This window comes from Kineococcus sp. R86509, from assembly GCF_042466365.1.
Lineage (GTDB): Bacteria > Actinomycetota > Actinomycetes > Actinomycetales > Kineococcaceae > Kineococcus.
The window spans coordinates 3,063,739-3,080,272 of record NZ_JAXHCE010000001.1 but is presented as its reverse complement, the minus strand read 5'-3'; the positions used below and the strand labels follow the sequence as shown (position 1 = coordinate 3,080,272).

The 16,534-nt window shown below is 74.1% G+C and carries 16 protein-coding genes; 4 read left to right on the top strand and 12 right to left on the bottom strand.

Translation table 11 applies throughout. The features are described from left to right. Positions 1–53 precede the first annotated feature (53 nt). Both rlmC and SJY07_RS14980 read right to left on the bottom strand, forming a co-directional pair. Positions 54–1,202: a 23S rRNA (uracil(747)-C(5))-methyltransferase RlmC gene (gene rlmC, locus SJY07_RS14985; RefSeq protein WP_380160182.1), complete on the bottom strand. Its 1,149-nt coding sequence runs from the start codon at positions 1,200–1,202 to the stop codon at positions 54–56. Continuing rightward, complete coding sequence (locus SJY07_RS14980) at positions 1,192–1,767, bottom strand: TetR/AcrR family transcriptional regulator (RefSeq protein ID WP_380160180.1); 576 nt, start codon at positions 1,765–1,767, stop codon at positions 1,192–1,194. The genes rlmC and SJY07_RS14980 overlap by 11 nt, the downstream gene beginning before the upstream one ends. An 87-nt stretch (positions 1,768–1,854) precedes the next feature. On the opposite strand from SJY07_RS14980, the gene SJY07_RS14975 reads away from it, so the two are divergent. Then, a complete protein-coding gene (locus SJY07_RS14975) occupies positions 1,855–2,817 on the top strand; it encodes an SDR family NAD(P)-dependent oxidoreductase (RefSeq protein ID WP_380160178.1) in 963 nt (320 codons plus the stop codon). A gap of 68 nt (positions 2,818–2,885) precedes the next feature. Here the strand turns inward: SJY07_RS14975 and SJY07_RS14970 are convergent, their stop codons facing one another. The 3 genes from SJY07_RS14970 to SJY07_RS14960 form a co-directional block, all read right to left on the bottom strand. Beyond that, on the bottom strand, positions 2,886–3,566 hold the full coding sequence (locus tag SJY07_RS14970) for an alpha/beta fold hydrolase (RefSeq protein WP_380162345.1): 681 nt from the start codon (positions 3,564–3,566) through the stop codon (positions 2,886–2,888). Positions 3,567–3,685: 119 nt separating this feature from the next. After that, positions 3,686–4,531: an NAD-dependent protein deacetylase gene (locus tag SJY07_RS14965; RefSeq protein WP_328293458.1), complete on the bottom strand. Its 846-nt coding sequence runs from the start codon at positions 4,529–4,531 to the stop codon at positions 3,686–3,688. Beyond that, a complete protein-coding gene (locus tag SJY07_RS14960; protein ID WP_380160176.1) occupies positions 4,528–5,772 on the bottom strand; it encodes an MFS transporter in 1,245 nt (414 codons plus the stop codon). Before SJY07_RS14960 ends, SJY07_RS14965 begins: the two co-directional genes overlap by 4 nt. 72 nt (positions 5,773–5,844) lie before the next feature. On the opposite strand from SJY07_RS14960, the gene SJY07_RS14955 reads away from it, so the two are divergent. After that, on the top strand, positions 5,845–6,756 hold the full coding sequence (locus SJY07_RS14955; RefSeq protein WP_380160174.1) for a LysR family transcriptional regulator: 912 nt from the start codon (positions 5,845–5,847) through the stop codon (positions 6,754–6,756). On the opposite strand, the gene SJY07_RS14950 is transcribed toward SJY07_RS14955, so the two are convergent. The 4 genes from SJY07_RS14950 to SJY07_RS14935 form a co-directional block, all read right to left on the bottom strand. Then, a complete protein-coding gene (locus SJY07_RS14950; RefSeq protein WP_328293461.1) occupies positions 6,753–6,938 on the bottom strand; it encodes a hypothetical protein in 186 nt (61 codons plus the stop codon). The genes SJY07_RS14955 and SJY07_RS14950 overlap by 4 nt on opposite strands. A gap of 73 nt (positions 6,939–7,011) precedes the next feature. Next, complete coding sequence (locus SJY07_RS14945; protein WP_328293462.1) at positions 7,012–7,746, bottom strand: SDR family oxidoreductase; 735 nt, start codon at positions 7,744–7,746, stop codon at positions 7,012–7,014. A 47-nt stretch (positions 7,747–7,793) separates the two neighbouring features. Beyond that, the gene (locus SJY07_RS14940) at positions 7,794–8,669 is read right to left on the bottom strand and encodes an AlkA N-terminal domain-containing protein (protein ID WP_380160171.1); all 876 of its coding nucleotides are present in this window, start codon (positions 8,667–8,669) and stop codon (positions 7,794–7,796) included. Beyond that, positions 8,666–10,078 (bottom strand): DNA polymerase IV, encoded by a 1,413-nt coding sequence (locus tag SJY07_RS14935; RefSeq protein ID WP_380160169.1) that lies wholly within the window; start codon positions 10,076–10,078, stop codon positions 8,666–8,668. The genes SJY07_RS14940 and SJY07_RS14935 overlap by 4 nt, the downstream gene beginning before the upstream one ends. Before the next feature lie 72 nt (positions 10,079–10,150). On the opposite strand from SJY07_RS14935, the gene SJY07_RS14930 reads away from it, so the two are divergent. Next, positions 10,151–10,903: a sulfite exporter TauE/SafE family protein gene (locus SJY07_RS14930; RefSeq protein ID WP_380162343.1), complete on the top strand. Its 753-nt coding sequence runs from the start codon at positions 10,151–10,153 to the stop codon at positions 10,901–10,903. 182 nt (positions 10,904–11,085) lie between these two features. Here the strand turns inward: SJY07_RS14930 and SJY07_RS14925 are convergent, their stop codons facing one another. The 3 genes from SJY07_RS14925 to SJY07_RS14915 are packed head-to-tail and all read right to left on the bottom strand — an operon-like array spanning position 11,086 to position 14,919. Continuing rightward, a complete protein-coding gene (locus tag SJY07_RS14925; RefSeq protein WP_380160167.1) occupies positions 11,086–13,206 on the bottom strand; it encodes a PfkB family carbohydrate kinase in 2,121 nt (706 codons plus the stop codon). Between the two features lie 49 nt (positions 13,207–13,255). After that, positions 13,256–14,374, bottom strand: coding sequence for a glycosyltransferase family 9 protein (locus SJY07_RS14920; protein WP_380160165.1), 1,119 nt, complete (start codon positions 14,372–14,374; stop codon positions 13,256–13,258). Positions 14,375–14,394: 20 nt separating this feature from the next. Next, positions 14,395–14,919, bottom strand: coding sequence for an HAD-IIIA family hydrolase (locus SJY07_RS14915; RefSeq protein ID WP_328293468.1), 525 nt, complete (start codon positions 14,917–14,919; stop codon positions 14,395–14,397). 180 nt (positions 14,920–15,099) lie between these two features. Between SJY07_RS14915 and SJY07_RS14910 the strand changes: the two genes are divergently transcribed. Further along, positions 15,100–16,479 (top strand): D-arabinono-1,4-lactone oxidase, encoded by a 1,380-nt coding sequence (locus SJY07_RS14910; protein ID WP_380160163.1) that lies wholly within the window; start codon positions 15,100–15,102, stop codon positions 16,477–16,479. Positions 16,480–16,534: the final 55 nt, after the last annotated feature.

Genomic DNA, 16,534 nt, shown 5'->3' with positions numbered 1-16,534 from the left:
CCCCTCACGTGCCCTCGTTGGGCTCTCCTCGGCCCGACCAGGCCAAGGAAAGCTCAAGCAACGCTCCGAGGTCCGCGAGGTGCAGCCATCCGGGCCAACAGGACCACGACCTCGACGTGCTGGGTGTGCGGGAACATGTCGAGCATCCTGGCCCGCACCGGTCGCAGCGACGGCATGGCCGCGAGGTCCTTCGCGAGCGTCACGGGGTTGCAGCTGGAGTACACGACGTGGCGGACACCGGAGGTCTCCAGCCACCCGCTGAGCTCGGCGCCGATCCCCCGCCGGGGCGGGTTCACCACGACGAGTTCCGGCGGTTCCGGCGCGTCGAGGGCGAACCGGGTCGCGTCGCCGACGGCGAACTCGACGTCGGGCAGACCGACGGCGGCGGCGCGGGCGCTCTCGACCGCCTCGGCGCTCACCTCGATCCCGGTCACCGCCCGACCCGGTGCCGTACAGTGCAGCGCGAACCCGCCCACCCCGCAGTAGAGGTCCCACAGGCTCGCGGGGGCGACCTCGTCGACCCAGCGCGCCACCTGGGCGTAGAGCTCCTGCGCGACCAGGGAGTTCGTCTGGAAGAAGCTCTGCGGGCGCAGGTCGAGGTCGACGGGACCCATCGGCATCCGCAACGTCGTCCGCTCGGTGAGGGCGATCTCCACGTCCCCCTCGACGACGGCCTTGTGCTCGGGCAGCAGGTTGGCGGTCGCGACGGTGATCTGCGGAGCCTGCGTCAGCAGCCAGGGCAGGTGCTTGCGCAGCGCCGCCACCCGGTCCTGGGACCGCAGCACGAAGCGGACCATCTGCTCACCCGTCGGGGACTCGGTGACCAGGACGTACTTGAGTTCCCCCCGGCGGCGGGGGACGTCGTAGGGCACCAGCCCGGCGCGGGTGACGAACCGGGCCAGCACCGGCAGGACGTCGCGGATGCCGGGGGCGCAGACGGCGCACTCGCGCAGGTCGACGCCTCGACCCGCCGCGTCGAGGATGCCCAGCGTCGGCCGCTCGAGCGTGCCGCCGGCGACCATCTTCGCCTTGTTCCGGTACCCGGCCTCCGGGCTGCGGACGCTCGGCAACCAGCGCAGGCCGTCATGGTCGGCGAGCAGTTCGCGGCAGCGTTCTTCCTTGTCCCGCACCTGGTCCGGGTACGGGAGCTCGATCAGGGTGCAGGAACGACACACGTGGGCGTCGTAGTAGTCACACTGCATGGCCCCTCGAGTGTAGGAGCAGTTCGACCGCGACACGGATCTCGTCCCGGAAGGCCTCCCGGGAGGACGTCTGCTGCTTCACCCCGATGGCGGCGCTGATCATCGTGCGCACCACCGCGTCGGTGGTTCGCGGCGGTCGAGCGGGGTTCGCCGCCGACACGGCGTCGCGCACGAGCCCGGCGAAACGACGCGGCGCGTCGAGGGCGTCCGCGGTCATGACCTCGCGGTGGGCCTCGACGACGGCGAGGAGTTCGCCCCCGACCGCCCCGAGGTAGCGCCCCGTCCAGGCGTCGAAGGCGTCCACCAACCGCTGCTCCAGCGGCACCGCACCGTCCCCGAGCGCCTGCGCCACCCGCTGCAGGTCCTGCTGCAGGGCGCGTTCGACGGCGGCGGCGAAGAGTTCCTGCTTGGAGCTGAAGAGGAAGTACAGGCCGGGACGCGAGATCGACGCCGCCCGGGCGACGTCCTCCATCGAGGTCTTCCGGTAGCCGTAGCGGAGGAAGGCCTCCACCGAGATCGCCAGAACGCTCTCGCGGCGGTCCGGACCGGCGCTCACCTGCTCCACGAACGGACCCCTCACCTCGGCGTGCTTTACAGATTCAGCCTACTCTGTAAAGCGAGAACGCTCGAATCGACCCCTGGAGACACCGTCGTGCCGGAACTCATCACCACCCGCTTCGACGCCGCCAGCACCGCCGCGGACGTCGTCGAGGGCGTCGACCTCGACGGTCGCCGTGCGATCGTGACCGGGGCCTCCTCCGGGCTGGGTCTCGAGACCGCCCGCGCCCTCACCGCTGCGGGGGCCGAGGTGACGCTGGCCGTGTGCAACGTCGCCGCCGGCTCCGAGGTCGCCCGCCGCATCGCGAGCGAGACGGGTCGTCGGGCGCCCGCAGTCCGCGCCGTCGACCTCGCCGATCCCGCGAGCGTGGCCGCGTTCGTGGACGCCTGGAACTCCCCGCTCGACGTCCTGGTCGACAACGCCGGGCTCGTCACCTCCGACCTGCAACGCACCGGGCGGGGCTGGGAACTGCAGTTCGCCACCAACCACCTCGGGCACTTCGCCCTGACCACCGGCCTGCACCGGCACCTGGCCGACGCGGCCGCGGCACGGGGTGGTTCCCGCGTGGTCGTCGTGTCCTCGACCGCCCACATGCGGGCCCCCGTCGACCTCGCCGACCCGCACTTCGAGCACGGGCCCTACGACCCCCAGATCGCCTACGCCCGGTCCAAGTCGGCGAACTCCCTCTTCGCCGTCGAGGCCACGCGGCGCTGGCGCGACGACGGCGTCGTCGCGAACGCGGTGAACCCGGGCGGGGTGGCGACGGGTCTGCAGCGCAGCTTCTCCCCCGTGCAGCGGGCCTCGCTGGCGGCCGCGGAGGCCGCGGGGACGTTCTCCTGGAAGACCTCCGCCCAGGGGGCGGCGACGATCCTCGTCGCCGCGGTCTCGCCGGAGTTCGCCGCCGTCGGCGGCCGCTACCTCGACGAGTGCCGCGAGGCCCACGTCGTCCCCGACGACGCGACGCTCGCCGAGCACCCGCACGGTGTGAAGCGGTGGGCCGTGGACCCCGACACGGCCAGGGCCCTGTGGCGGCTCAGCACGGACCTGGTGTCGTGACCCGACGGGCCCGCGCCCGTCTCGGCCGGCCGCTGAGGGCGGCGGGGGAGGGTGGTTCCGTCCACCCCTCAGGGGGTGAGCTCGATCCGTTCCAGCCAGTCGGCGACCAGCGCCCGGCACGCCGCCGGGCGGTCGAGCAGCGCGTTGTGACCGGCGGTGTCCAGCACGGCGAACGTCGCCCGCGGGTACTGCTCGAGCTGCGCCAGCGGGTCGCGGTAACCGGTCGTGTCGTCCTGCCGGCCGGTCACGACCAGGGAGGGACGAGCGAACGCCGCCCGGGGTTCGACGGTGAGCGCGTAGTTCTGCTCGATCGCCTCCAGGGAACCGGGGTGCAGCCCCCGCACCCCGGCGAGCACGGTCGCGGAGAACGCGGCGAAGTTCTCGGCCGTCTGCACCACCGAGACCTGCTCGTACTCCGCGCGGTCGCCCGGGTCGAGACCGGCGAGGAGGTCGGGGTCGTGAACCAGCACCGGTCGCGGCGGCAGGTCGCGGCGGGTCCGGTCGGCGACCACCGCGGGGCAGAGCAGGCCCATCCCGAGGACCTGCGCGGCCCGGCGTTCCACCAGACCCCGGGTCAGCATCCCGCCCCAGGAGTTCCCCAGGACGGCGAACCGCCGGTCGCCGAGTTCGGCGCCCACGAACCCGTCGAGCTGGTCCAGCACGGCGTCACTGCCGTCGATCCCCGGGTGCCAGCGGTTCTCCCCCGATCCCGGGAGGTCGACATACCAGCGTTCCCAGGTCCCGTCCAGGTCGGGGTCGGTGGTGAAGAGCTGTTCCAGCGGCAGCAGAGCCCGGTGGTCGACCCCCGCCCGTGGATCAGCAGCAGCGGGGTTCCCCGGCCTTCGCGACGTGCCAGCACCCGACCAGGCTAGACCGCCGCGGTGACCCCCAACCGGCCCAGGAGTTCCGGCAGGACCTCCTGCAGCGCAGCGTCGACCTTCAGCGTGGCCTTCTCGTCGCCCCGCGTCGGGCCGGCGGTGACGATCGCCACGGGCTGGGCGTTCTTCGCCGCGTGCAGCACGAACCGGTACCCGGACATGACGGCGAGGGAGGACCCGAGGACGAGCAGCACGCGGGCGGCGTCGAGGAGTTCGAAGGACCGCGCGACCCGGTCCTTGGGCACGGTCTCCCCGAAGAACACGACGTCCGCCTTGAGCGCGTCCTCGCCGCACCGGCGGCAGGCCACCGTGACGAAACCCTCGAGCTGGGCGTCGCTCAGGTCGGCGTCGCCGTCGGGATTCAGCGCGTGCAGTTCCTCCACCCGGGCACCGAACCCCGGGTTCGCCTCCGCCAGCCGCACGGCGAGTTCGGCGCGGGCCGTGACCTCGGCGCAGTTCAGGCAGACCACCCGGTCGAGGTTCCCGTGCAGTTCCACGACCTCCCGCGTGCCGGCGGCCAGGTCGAGACCGTCGACGTTCTGGGTGATCGTCCCGGTCACGAGACCGGCTCGTTCCAGGGCCGCGACGGCCCGGTGGGCCTCGTTGGGCCGGGCGCGCCGGAAGTGCTCCCAGCCGACGTGGCTGCGCCCCCAGTAGCGACGACGGGCCTCGGCGGAACCCGTGAACTCCTGGTAGGTCATCGGCGTGTGCCGGGTCAGCGACCCGTTGGGCCCCCGGTAGTCGGGGATCCCGGAGCCGGTGGACATCCCGGCCCCCTCGAGGACGAGGACCCGCCCGTCGGCGAGCAGGTCTGCGAGCGGGGCGAGGTCGGTCACGCGACCATGCTGCCGCGCGTGTCCTCAGCGCGCAGGGTGAGGGTCGCCAGCAGCGCCGCGGCGACGACCAGCGCCACCACCACCCCGACCACGACGCCCCAGCCGCCGTCGGCGAACGCGAACCCGCCGAGCCAGCCGACGACGCTCGACCCGGCGTAGTAGGCGAAGGTGTAGAGCGCGGAGGCCTGGGCCCGGAACCGCGGGCGGGCGCGCGCCCCGACCCAGCCGCTGGCGACGGCGTGCGCGGCGAAGAACCCGGCCGTGAGCAGCACCAGCCCCGCGACGACCACGACGATCGAGCTCGACAGCGTCAGCAGCGCCCCGAGCACGAACACGGCGGCGGAGCCGACGAGGACGCGCAACCGGCCCCGACCCGCGAGGCGGCCGGCGAGCGAGGAACTGGCCGTGCCCGCCAGGTACACGACGAACAACAACCCGACGACGGCCTGGGACAGCGAGAACGGCGGTTCCAGCAGGCGGAAGCCGAGGTAGTTGTAGACCGTGACGAACGCCCCCATCAGCAGCAGGGCCTGGGCGTAGAGGACGAGCAGTCCCCGGTCGGAGAGCGCACCCCGCACCCGGACGGCCAACGAGGGACCGGCCACGCGAGCGGTGCGCACGAAACCCCGCGAGCGCGGGACGACGAGGCAGAACAGGACCGTCGCGGCGACCCCGACGAACGCGACGGCGGCCACGCCCCACCGCCACCCGAGCACGTCGGCGACGCTGGAGGAGACGATCCGGCCGGTCAGGCCGCCGACGGAGTTCCCCGAGACGTAGGCCCCCGCGGCGAGCGCGACCTCGCGGGCGTGGACCTCCTCGGCCAGGTAGGCCATGGCGATCGCGGGCAGTCCCCCGAGCGCGGCCCCCTGCAGCGCGCGCAGCACCAGCAGCGGGGCGAGACCGCCGGCCAGCGGGACGGCGAGCCCGAACAGGGTCGCGGCGACGATCGAGACGACCATGGCCGGCACCCGCCCGAGCCGGTCGGCGACGGCGCTCCAGCCGAGCACCGAGACCGCGAGCGCCCCGGTGGCGACGGAGACGCCGAGGGCGGAGCGGGACGCGTCGAGGTGGAGCCCGGTGGCCAGGGCGGGGAGGACGGCCTGCACGGAGTAGAGCTGGGCGAAGGTGGCGACCCCCGCGGCGAAGAGAGCGATGACGACGCGGCGGTACCCGGGGGTCCCACGTTCGTGACCGGCCCACGGTTGCGTGTCGGGACGGGTGCGGTCGTCGAGGCTCACCCCCCGACGGTAGGAACACGGTACCGATGCGTCCAATGCATGAAGCGGTGCGGACTCATGCACACTTCGAGGGTGAAGGACGCACTCCGCGAGCTGCTGGGCCCGCTGCAGGTGCTGGTGGCCGTCGCCGAGCACGAGCACATCACCCGCGCCGCGCACGCCCTGGGCCTGCAGCAACCAACCGTCAGCCGGACCCTCGCGCGGGTCCAGGACGCGGTCGGGGTCCCGCTCCTCGTGCCGGACGGGCGCGGGGTCCGCCTCACCGCCGCAGGGCGCGCACTGGCCGAGGTGGCGGCGCGGGCGCTCGCCGACCTCGACCGCGGGATCCGGGCGGTCCGCGACGACGACTCCCCCACCACGGGCCGGATCGCGCTCGGCTTCCTGCACACCCTGGGGGCGGCCGCGGTCCCGGCGCTGGTGCGGGCCTTCCGCCAGGACCACCCCGGCGTCCGCTTCCAGCTGCACCAGGGCGCGGCCGGCGCGGTGCTCGACCAGCTCACGGCCGGCGAGGTCGACCTGGTGCTGACGTCACCGGTGCCGCGGCGACCCGGGTTGGCCTGCGCGGCCCTGGTCGACCAGCCGTTGGTCCTCGCGATGCCGGGGGACCACCCGCTCGGGGTGCCCGGGCCGATCGCGCTGACCGCCGTGGCCGACGAGGAGTTCGTGCTCTTCGAACCGGGCTACGGCCTGCGCGAAACGGTGGAGGCGATGTTCGCGCAGGCCGGGATCGTGCCCCGGATCGCGTTCGAGGGCCAGGACGCGCACACCCTCCGCGGTCTGGTCGCCGCGGGACTGGGCGTCGCGGTGGTCCCGGCCGCCCACCCGGGGACCTCCGAGGCCTTCGTCGGGGTGGTGGAACGACCGCTGGAGGGACCGTCGTCGACCCGGACGCTGGGTCTGGTGTGGCGCGACGAACCCCTGCCGCGGGTGACGGCGGCGTTCCGCGACAGCGTGCTCGCGCGGCCGCACCTGCTCCTGCCCTAGCGGTCCCGACCCTCCCGGCGGCGGGACTGCGCGATGGTGATGACGCCGCCGCCGGCGGCACCGAAGGCGCCCCAGGCCCACAGGTCCTGTCCGCGGGCGAGCAGGACCAGCCCGACGACGACGAGGACCAGCAGCACGAGGTACTGGCCGAGGCGACGGCGGGAGCGTCGGTCCTGGTTCACGGGGATCTCCTGGCGGGGGAAGCGGTCCGACCGGGTGGTCGTGCGGCCAGTGTCCCAGCCGCGACGGGCCGGGTCAGCGACCGCCGCTGACGTCGATGGTCGTCCCGGTCACGTAGCTCGCGGCGTCGGAGAGCAACCAGACGACGGCCTCGGCGACCTCACCCGGTTCCCCGCCCCGGCCGAGGGGGACGTTCTTCTGCAGCCGTTCGACGCGGCCGGGTTCACCGGAGCCGGCGTGGATGTCGGTACGGATCAGACCGGGCCGCACCCCGACGACGCGGATCCCGTCCTCGGCGACCTCCTGGGCGAGACCGACGGTCAGGGTGTCGACGGCGCCCTTGGAGGCGGCGTAGTCGACGTACTCCCCGGCGCTGCCGAGGACCGCCGCGCGGGAGGAGACGTTGACGATGGTGCCGCCGCCGGTGCGGCTCATGCGTCGCACGGCCTCGCGGGCGCACAGGAAGGCACCGACGACGTTGACCTCGAGCACCCGCCGGATCCGGTCCACGTCCATGTCGACGACCCGCGACTGCCGGCCGGTGATGCCGGCGTTGTTGACCAGACCGACGACGGGGCCGAGTTCCTCGGCCCGGTTGAACAGCCGCCGCACGTCGGACTCGATCGAGACGTCGGCCTGCACCGCGAGGCTCTCGGTCCCGAGGTCGGCGGCGGAGGCGGCGATGACGTCCGCGGCCTCGCGGTGCGTGGAGTAGCTGAAGCACGTCCGGATCCCCCGGGCCGCGAGCGCCTGCACGACCGCCGCACCGATCCCGCGACTACCGCCTGTGACCACCACGGTTCCGTTCACGGACGCACCGTAGTGGGAACACCGCCGGTGTGGCGATCTTGTGAGGGTCAGGGAGCGAAGACCTCCGCCGTCCACAGGTGCAGCAGGGCGTAGCCCCGCCACGGCCGCCACGGCTCCGCCCGCGCCACGGCCGCCTTCGCGCTCATCCCGCCGAGCGCCCGCCGGAGCACGAGGTCACCGGAGAGGAAGGCGTCGGAGTCGCCGAAGACGCGCAGCGCGACGTAGTCCGCCGTCCACGGCCCGATGCCGGGCAGGGCGAGGAGTTCGGCGTGCGCCGCCGCCGCCCGGACCGGGTCGAGCGCCGCGGCCTCGAGGTCGAGACCGTCCGCGATCGCCGTCGCGAGAGCGTGCAGGGTGCGGGCCCGGGCGCCGGTGATCCCGGTGACGGCCTGGATCCCCTCGGCACCGGCCGCGGCCAGCGCCTGCGGTCCGGGGAAGGCGACCAGGGTGTCCACCGGTGTCCCGTACGCCGCGACGAGGCGCCCGGCGAACGTGCAGGCCGCGGCGAGGGAGACCTGCTGGCCGAGGACGGTCAGCACGGCCGTCTCGGCGCCGACGACGGCGCGCGGGAACCGCAGCCCGGGGCGGGCCGCGACGAGGGGCGCGAGGAGCGGATCCGCGCCCAGCCACGCCTCGACGCTGACGTGGTCCGCGTCGAGGTCCAGCCAGCGGCGGACGAGAGGGGTCACCTCGTCGACGACGTCGCCCGGAGCGTCCAGGACGACCGTCGTGCACCGCGGCGACGTGCCGAGGTCGATCCGGATCTCCACCGGACCGCGACGGGTCGGGACCACCCGTTCGTGCACCCCGTCGAGGTGCCGCTCGGCCCCGGGGACGACGTGGGCGCGCAGGAACCGGCGCAGCGGATCGGCCGCCAGGCCGCCGGGGACCTCCAGGAGCCGCTGGGCGACCGCAGGTCTCACGACGGTTCCGGGGTGAACACGGGCGGGTCGGCGGGGGCCAGGTCGGGGTCGTCGTCGCGGAACGTCCGGATGCGCCCGACCGGGGTGTGCGGGCCCTCGAACCGGACGGTCACCCGGCCCGCGCCAGAACCCTGCACCCAGCCGGCGCCGAACCCGGTGTGCGTGACGTCCTGCCCCGGGCGCCACCCCGTCGCGGCGGGCGGGCCGTAGGGGTCCGGCGAACCGCCCTCCACGACGCCTTCCACGCCGTCCTCCGGCTCGTCCTCGTCGGGCAGGGGTACGGGGTCCTCCTCGATCTCGGCGAGCAGGTCGATCTGGCTGTACTCCGAGAGCCCCGAGACCCCCACGCCCAGCAGGCGCACCCCGTCGGCGACGTCGATCGCGTCGAGGAGTTCGGTGGCGTGGTGGCTGATCTCCTTCGCGGAACTGCTCGCGTGCGGCAGGGTCCGGGAGCGGTTCAGGGTGCTGAAGTCGTAGCGGCGGACCTTGATCGTGATGGTCCGCCCCGACACCCCCGACGTCGCCAGCCGGGCCGCGACCCGGTCGGCCATCCGCCGGATCCGCTCGTCGAGGTCCGCCCGGTCGGTGAGGTCGACCGCGAACGTCTCCTCCGCCGAGACCGACTTCGCCTCGCGTTCGGAGACCACGGGCCGCGGATCGACCCCCCGGGCGAAGGCGAGCAACCCGCTGCCGTGCGCCTTTCCCAGCATCCGGACGAGTTCCCCCTCGTCGGCGACCGCGAGGTCCCCGATGGTCTTCAACCCCGACCGGATCAACCGGTCCCCCGTCACCGCACCCACGCCGGGGATCTTCCGCACGCTCATCGGCGCCAGCAGCGCCTGCTGCTCGGCCGGGGGCACGACGACGAGGGCGTCGGGTTTGCGCAGGTCCGAGGCGATCTTGGCCACGAGCTTGCTGGCCCCCACCCCGACCGAGACGGTGAGGCCGGTGCGGTGGCGGACGTCGGCCCGGAAGCGTTCCGCGATGTCGGTGACCGCGGTGACGTCGAGGCCCTCGTGGACGGCCGAGAGGTCGACGAACGCCTCGTCGAAGGACAACGGCTCGACCAGCGGGGACAGCGCGTGCGCGAGCTCCATGACCTGGTGCGAGACCGTCCGGTACGCCTCGAAACGACCCGCGAGGTAGGCGGCGTTCGGGCAGAGCCGACGCGCCCGCGCCGTCGGCATCGCCGACCCGATCCCGAAGACCCGGGCCTCGTAGCTGGCCGTGGCCACGACCCCCCGACCGCCGGTGCCGCCCACCACGACGGGCTTCCCGCGCAGCGAGGGCTTGTCGCGCTGCTCGACGGCGGCGAAGAACGCGTCGAGGTCGAGGTGCATGACGCTCGGCCGGGTGGGATCGGGACGACCACCCCGCAGCGGTACCCGCTCCCCCACCTCCGCACCCATCCCCCGAGTCTGCCTCCTGGTTCCGACACCGCCCTCCGGAAGGGCCGGGGCGGACCGTAGGCTCCGACGGTGCTGGACCTGTCGACGCCGCAGTTGATCCCCCTCTACCTGGCGGCCCTGGTGATCGGGATCTCGAAGACCTCCATCGGGGGTGCGGGCACCATCGCGGTGGCGATCTTCGCCGCGGTCCTCCCGGCGAAGGAGTCGACCGGGATCATCCTGCCGCTGCTGATCCTCGGCGACGTGTTCGCCATCTCGATCTACCGCCGGCACGCCGACTGGGGGTTGCTGGTCCGCCTCTTCCCCTACGTCGCGCTCGGCGTCGTCGCCGGGGCGGGTTTCGTCCGCGTGGTCGACGACACGGTGATGCGCCGTTCGATCGGCGTGCTGCTGATCCTCCTCGTCGCGATCCACCTGCTGCGCCAGCACCGGTTGCGCAAGCAGGAGGCGGTCGTGCCGATGACCGTCCGCGGCCGCCGGCTCACGTCCCTGGGTTTCGGTTTCCTCGCCGGGTTCACCACGATGGTCGCCAACGCCGGTGGCCCCCCGATGTCGATCTACCTGTTCACCATGGGGCTCGGCGTGATGTCGTTCCTCGGCACCGGCGCCTGGTTCTTCTTCATCGTGAACTGCTTCAAGGTGCCGTTCAGCATCGGCCTGGGCCTCCTCAGCCTGGACTCGTTGCAGCTCGACCTCCGCCTCGCGCCCGCCGTGGTGGTGGGGACGCTGATCGGCTGGTGGATCGCGAAGCGGCTGGACCAGAAGAAGTTCGAGAACTGGGTGCTCGGCGCCTCGGTCGTCTCGGGTCTCAACCTGTTGCGCTGAGCTCGAGGTTCGACGCCCGACCGCGGCACCTGCTCACGATTCGTGGTCGCTGTTCGTGCCACCTGCGCTCATCGACCGCCGACGGCACCCACCTCACCCCCGCGGCGATCTCGCACCGGTGTGACGGGAGCCGGTCCGGTACGAGATCGCGGAGGGGGTGGTCGCCGAGGCGGGGACGATCGTCAGTGCTCTCCCGCCGGGCCGGTGGGCAACGCCGCGCCCCGGGCGAGGGTGAGGGTGGTGGACCGGCCCGCGAGGTACGGCAGCAGGACGACGCGTCCGCCCCAGCTCCGCACCAGCGGCGCCTCGAGCAGTTCCGCCCCGCCGTAGTCACCGCCCTTGGCCCACACGTCGGGCTGCAGCGCGGCGAGGGCCTCCCTCGGGTCGTCCTCGTCGAAGACCACCACGGCGTCGACGCAGTCCAGCGCCGCGATGACCCGGGCCCGGTCGACCTGGTCGTTGACCGGGCGCCCGGGGCCCTTGAGCCGCCGCACGGAGGCGTCGGAGTTCAGCAGGACGACGAGGGTGTCACCGAGCCGTCGGGCCGCCTCCAGGCAGGCGACGTGCCCGGCGTGCAGGACGTCGAAGCACCCGCCGGTGGCCACGACGGTCCCGCCCGCGGCCCTCACCCGTGCGACGGCGTCCCCCGACCCACCCGCCACGGGCGCCGGGTCGGCGGGGGGCTGGTGCTGGGCGGCCCGCCAGCCGGCGGCGCCCCCGGCCGCGACCCACGCCGAGGCGTCCTGGACCGCCGTGACCACGGCCTGCGACGGCAACCGCCCCGCGGCCAGCGACAGGGCCGCCGAGGCCGCGAACCGGTCGCCGGCGCCACAGGGATCACCGACGGCCACGACGGGCGCGGGGACGAACATCGCCTCGGTGCCCGGCGCCGCGAGCCACGCGCCCTGCGCACCCGTGGTGACGACGACGCCCTGCACACCCCACCGGGTGGCGAGGTGCTCGGCCAGCTCGTCGGGCGCGGTCGGGGCGGGCGAACCGGCCGCGGCCGAGGCCTCGGACAGGTTCGGGGAGACGAGCGCGGCCCCCGGAACCGGGGCCCCACCGCGGGGGTGGGGGTCCCAGACCACCGGCACCCGGCGGGCGACCTCGGTGAGCGCGGCACGGACGACGGGGTCGTGGGTCGTGCCGGCGCCGTAGTCGCTGACCAGCACGACGTCCGCGGTCGCGAGCACGGCGGCCAGGGCGCCGGCGTCGACCGCCTCGGGGGTGCCCGGGCCGCCCTCGTCGAGGCGGACGAGGGACTGCCCCGCGACCCGGACACGGGTCTTGGTGCGGGTCGCACCGCGGTGACCGAGCCCGACGACGGTGACGGGGTGCGCGGCGTCCTCCAGACCGGCTCGCAGGCGTCGGCCGGCGTCGTCGTCGGAGAGCGGGGTCACCAGCGTCGTGGTGGTCCCGACGACGCCGGCGCCCCCCGCGGCCACGAGCAGGGCCGTCAACCCGGCCCCACCGGGACTCTCCTGACGGTCGGTGAGGTCGACGACGGGGACGGGGGCGTCGGGGGCGATGCGGTCGCTGCGGCCCAGGAGGTCGACGTCGAGCACGCTGTCGCCGACGACGACCACGTGCCGGGTTCCCGACCCCCGGGCCACCTCGACGGTGCGGGCCGCGGACGGAGCTTCCGAGGGCGGGGCGGTGCTCGACGCGGCGGTGCCGGAGGTAGTGGGGAGCGCGAGGGCCGTCTCCCCCCGCAGGTGCGCGTCCACGGCGGCGCACAGCGCGTGCAGGGCGATGAGGTGACCCTCCTGGACCGCCGAGGTGGACGAGCCCTCGACCCCGACGAACAACGTCTCGTCGGCCACCTCGGACAGCGCGCTGCGACCGGGGCCGGTCATGGCCAGGACGAGCAGTCCGCACCGGCGTCCCCGCTCGGCGGCGGCGACGACGTTGGCGCTCCTGCCGGAGGTCGACAGCAGCACCAGGACGTCACCGGGGCGGCCGTGGGCCTCGACCTGGCGGGCGAAGACCTCCTCGCCGCCGTAGTCGTTGCCGATGGCGGTGGTGCTGGAGGTGTCGGCGTGCAGGGCGATCGCCGACAGCGGTCGCCGCTCGCCTTCGAAGCGGCCCACGAGTTCGGCGGTGAGGTGCTGGGCTTCGGCGGCGCTGCCGCCGTTGCCGGCGGCGAGCAGGCGGCCGCCGCGGGCGTAGACGTCGACGAGCCGCGCCGCCCAGCCGTCGAGGACCTCACCCTGGGCGACGAGGCTCGTCATGGCCTCGGCGACCTGCGGTTGGTGCCGGGCGAGCCACTGCACCGCGGGACGGTCCTGCGTCGGGTCGGTCATCGGTGCTCCTGGGGGCTCGAGGAGGGGGGCTGCTGCTCGTGCGCTCGACTCACAGCGCCTGCTCCGCACCGGGCCGGACGTCGCCCTGCGGGGGCAGCGGTGCCGACGGCGGGGGGACGGGGACCTTGCCGGTGGCCAGGGCCTCGACGGCGTCGAGCACCTTCTGGGGGGCGACGTCGAGGCACGGGTGCCCGGCGACGGGGCAGACCTGTGCCCGGGTGAGGCGGCAGGGGGCGGAGAGGTCACCGAGCACGACCACGGGGACCCCGAACGGCACCCAGCGCTCCACCGGCATCACGGCGGAGAACCAGCTCGCGACGGGAGTCCCGACGGCGGCGGCGAGGTGCGCGGGGCCGGTGTTGCCGACGAGGACGACGGCGGCGGCCTCCAGGAGCGTCGCGAGCTGCCCGAACGAGGTCCGCCCGGCGGCGTCGACGACCCGGGGGCGTCCGGCGCTGACCCGGGCGGTGAGGTCCACCTCGCCGGGCCCACCGGTGACCACGACCCGCCAGCCCTCGGCGTCCAGGGCCGCCACGGCCGCGGCGGCGACCGCCGGGTCGGGAGCCCGGGCCGGCACGGACGCGCCGGGGTGGACGACGACGACGCGGCCGGCGGCGAGGTCGTCACCGAGTTCGGCGAGCAGGTCCGCCGGCAGCTCCGGCAGCGGGTGCCGCAGCGCCATCCGGGGGTCGGCGGGGATGGTCCGCCCGGAGGTGACGACCAGGCCCAGGCTCGCGACGACCTCGTGCTCCCCGCCGGTCCCGTCGGGGTTGCCGGGGCGGCGGTGCCGGACGTCGAGGAGGCTGCCCGGGTAGTCGTCGGTGGCCGCGACCACCCGGGGGACCCCGGCGAGGCGGGCGATGAGGGCCATCGGCATCGCGCTCTGGTGGTACGAGGTGAAGACGACCACCTCGTCGTAGCGCCCGGCCCGGACGGTCTCGACGAGCGCGAGCAGCGGCTCGGCGTCCGGGGCGGGCGGGTGGTAGCCGGACCACGGGACGTCGGCGACGAGGACCTCGTCCACCCCCGGCAGCAGCCGGGCGGCGCCCGCCCCGGGGGGCGCGGCGAGCAGGTCGACGCGCGAGGCCTCGACCCCGTCCGGTCCGTGGCGCAGGGCGGCGATCGCCGGCCCGGTCATCAGCACGTCGCCGTCGCTGTCGAGCCGCACGGCGAGGATCCGCGGGCCGGTCACCGGGCGGCCAGCGGGTTCGCGAGCACGGGGTTCAGCAGGAGGTCGAGCGCGGCGGTGAGGTCGGCGGCCTGCGGGCCCGGGACCAGCACGGACCGGGCCCCGGCGGCGTCGGCGGCCCCGACGTCGGTGGGCGAGTCACCGATGACGGCGACCTCGTCGGGCCGCAGGCCGAGCGCGGCGGCGGCGTCCAGGACGAGACCGGGCGCGGGTTTGCGGCAACGGCAGGCGTCGGTGGGGGCGTGCGGGCAGGTGCGGACGACGTCGACCCCGCCGATCTGGCGCACCACCTCCGCGGTGACGGCGTCGGCCTGTTCGCGGGTGATGAACCCGCGGCCGACACCGGACTGGTTGGTGACGATTCCGGTGCGCAGTCCCGCTGAACGCAGCCGGGCGAAGACCTCGACCGCCCCGTCGACGAGGCGGACCTGCTGGGGATCACCGTTGTACGGGACGTCGTGGACGACGGTCCCGTCTCGGTCGAAGAGGACGGCGCGGAGACCGGTCCTGCCGTCGGGGTTCATCACATGGAGTTTGTAGCCGAGAGGGACGACGGACGCACGGCGGGCGGGCAGGGTGGAGTGAGACGTGCGCCACCTTCGGCGTCCTCGCCGAGCCGCTCCGGCCCGAGGGGGGTTAGGTTCCCCGAGCCACCCGGGCCGATCGTCCGCCCGGTCGAAGTCCGCACACGTCAGGAGTCGTCGATGAACGTCCCCTTGGCTCTCTACCCCCGTCGCAGCACTTCAACCGACGACGGGACGGAAATCTGGAACTGGGCCCGCAACGCCGCCATCGCGCCGTCGACGGCCGTCGTGTCGCCGACCACCGAGGCCGAACTCCGCGAGGCGGTCACCTCGAGCGCGGGCCGGTTGAGGTTGACCGGGTCCCGGATGTCCGCCGGCCGGATGCTGGAACTCGCCGCGAGCGGCGACCGGCTCATCGACACCAGCGGCCTGCGCGGCCTGCTGGGCACCGACGAGGACAGCGCCACGTTCGCCGGCGGGACGTCGCTGCAGGAGATCTACGGCGTGCTGACGTCGATGGGCCGGATGCTGCCCTCCTCCCCCGGCGTCATCGCCTCCCAGACCCTGGCGGGCGCCCTGGCGACGGGGACGCACGGGCAGGGTCTGCGTCAGTCGTCCATCGGTGACGCGGTGCTGAGCGTGCGGATGGTGCTCGCCGACGGCTCCGCCGCCGAGTTCGACCGCGACCACCCCTCGTTCCCCGCCGTCCAGCTCGGCCTCGGGGTCCTCGGCGCGGTCAGCGCGGTCACGCTGCGCACCGTTCCGTCGATCGTCTACACCTGCGTCAAGGACGCGGTCAGCGCCGACGGCCTGGAGACGCAGCTGTTGACGTGGAACCGCGACCACGCCATGAGCAAGGCGTGGTGGTTCCCGGACGAGAACCTCGTCCACGTGTGGACGGCGCAGGAGGCGACTCCCGAGGAGTACCGCGAGTACGAGGCGGGCGGCCGGCGCCTCATCGAACGTGACCAGACCAGCGACGCCATGAACAGCACCGTGGACCAGGCCCTGGCCAACATGCGTGGCGACACCCGGATCACGGACGAGAACGGCAAGCCGTACCGCACGGTGAACCGCTTCAAGGACTTCTCCGACGTGACCGGTGACGTGTACCAGGTGTTCTGCCGGGGCATCGCGACCCCGCAGATCAACGTGGAGATCGGGGTTCCGCTGCACCGTGCCGGCGAGGTCATCGCCGTCCTGAAGGAGTGGCACGCGCGGACCCGTCCGCACATGCACTACCCGATCATCCTGCGCTGCACCGGCCCCTCGACCGCGTGGCTCAGCCCGTCGCAGGGGCAGGAGACGGTGTACTTCGGTTTCGTCGTCTACTACGCCGAGGACGGGACCCTGTCCGAGGGGGGCATGGACTTCCTCCGCGCGGTGGAGGAGGTGCTGGCCACCGAGGGCGGGCGTCCGCACTGGGGCAAGTACTTCGAGAAGCCGCTGTACGACTGGCGCTCGCTGTACCCGCGGTGGGACGACTTCCGCCGCGTGCGCGACGAGCTCGACCCGGGGCACCGCTTCGCCAACGCGTTCGCCGACGACCTGCTCGACTGACCTGCGCTCGACCCGGTCCGACTGAGAGTTCGTCGACCACGTCCCGACCGGAACC

Coding starts and splice junctions, on each gene's coding strand:
- rlmC (WP_380160182.1), bottom strand. CDS start 1,202: ATGCAGTGTGACTACTACGACGCCCACGTGTGTCGTTCCTGCACCCTG.
- SJY07_RS14935 (WP_380160169.1), bottom strand. CDS start 10,078: ATGGGTGCGGAGGTGGGGGAGCGGGTACCGCTGCGGGGTGGTCGTCCC.
- SJY07_RS14925 (WP_380160167.1), bottom strand. CDS start 13,206: ATGACCGACCCGACGCAGGACCGTCCCGCGGTGCAGTGGCTCGCCCGG.
- SJY07_RS14915 (WP_328293468.1), bottom strand. CDS start 14,919: ATGAACCCCGACGGCAGGACCGGTCTCCGCGCCGTCCTCTTCGACCGA.
- SJY07_RS14910 (WP_380160163.1), top strand. CDS start 15,100: ATGAACGTCCCCTTGGCTCTCTACCCCCGTCGCAGCACTTCAACCGAC.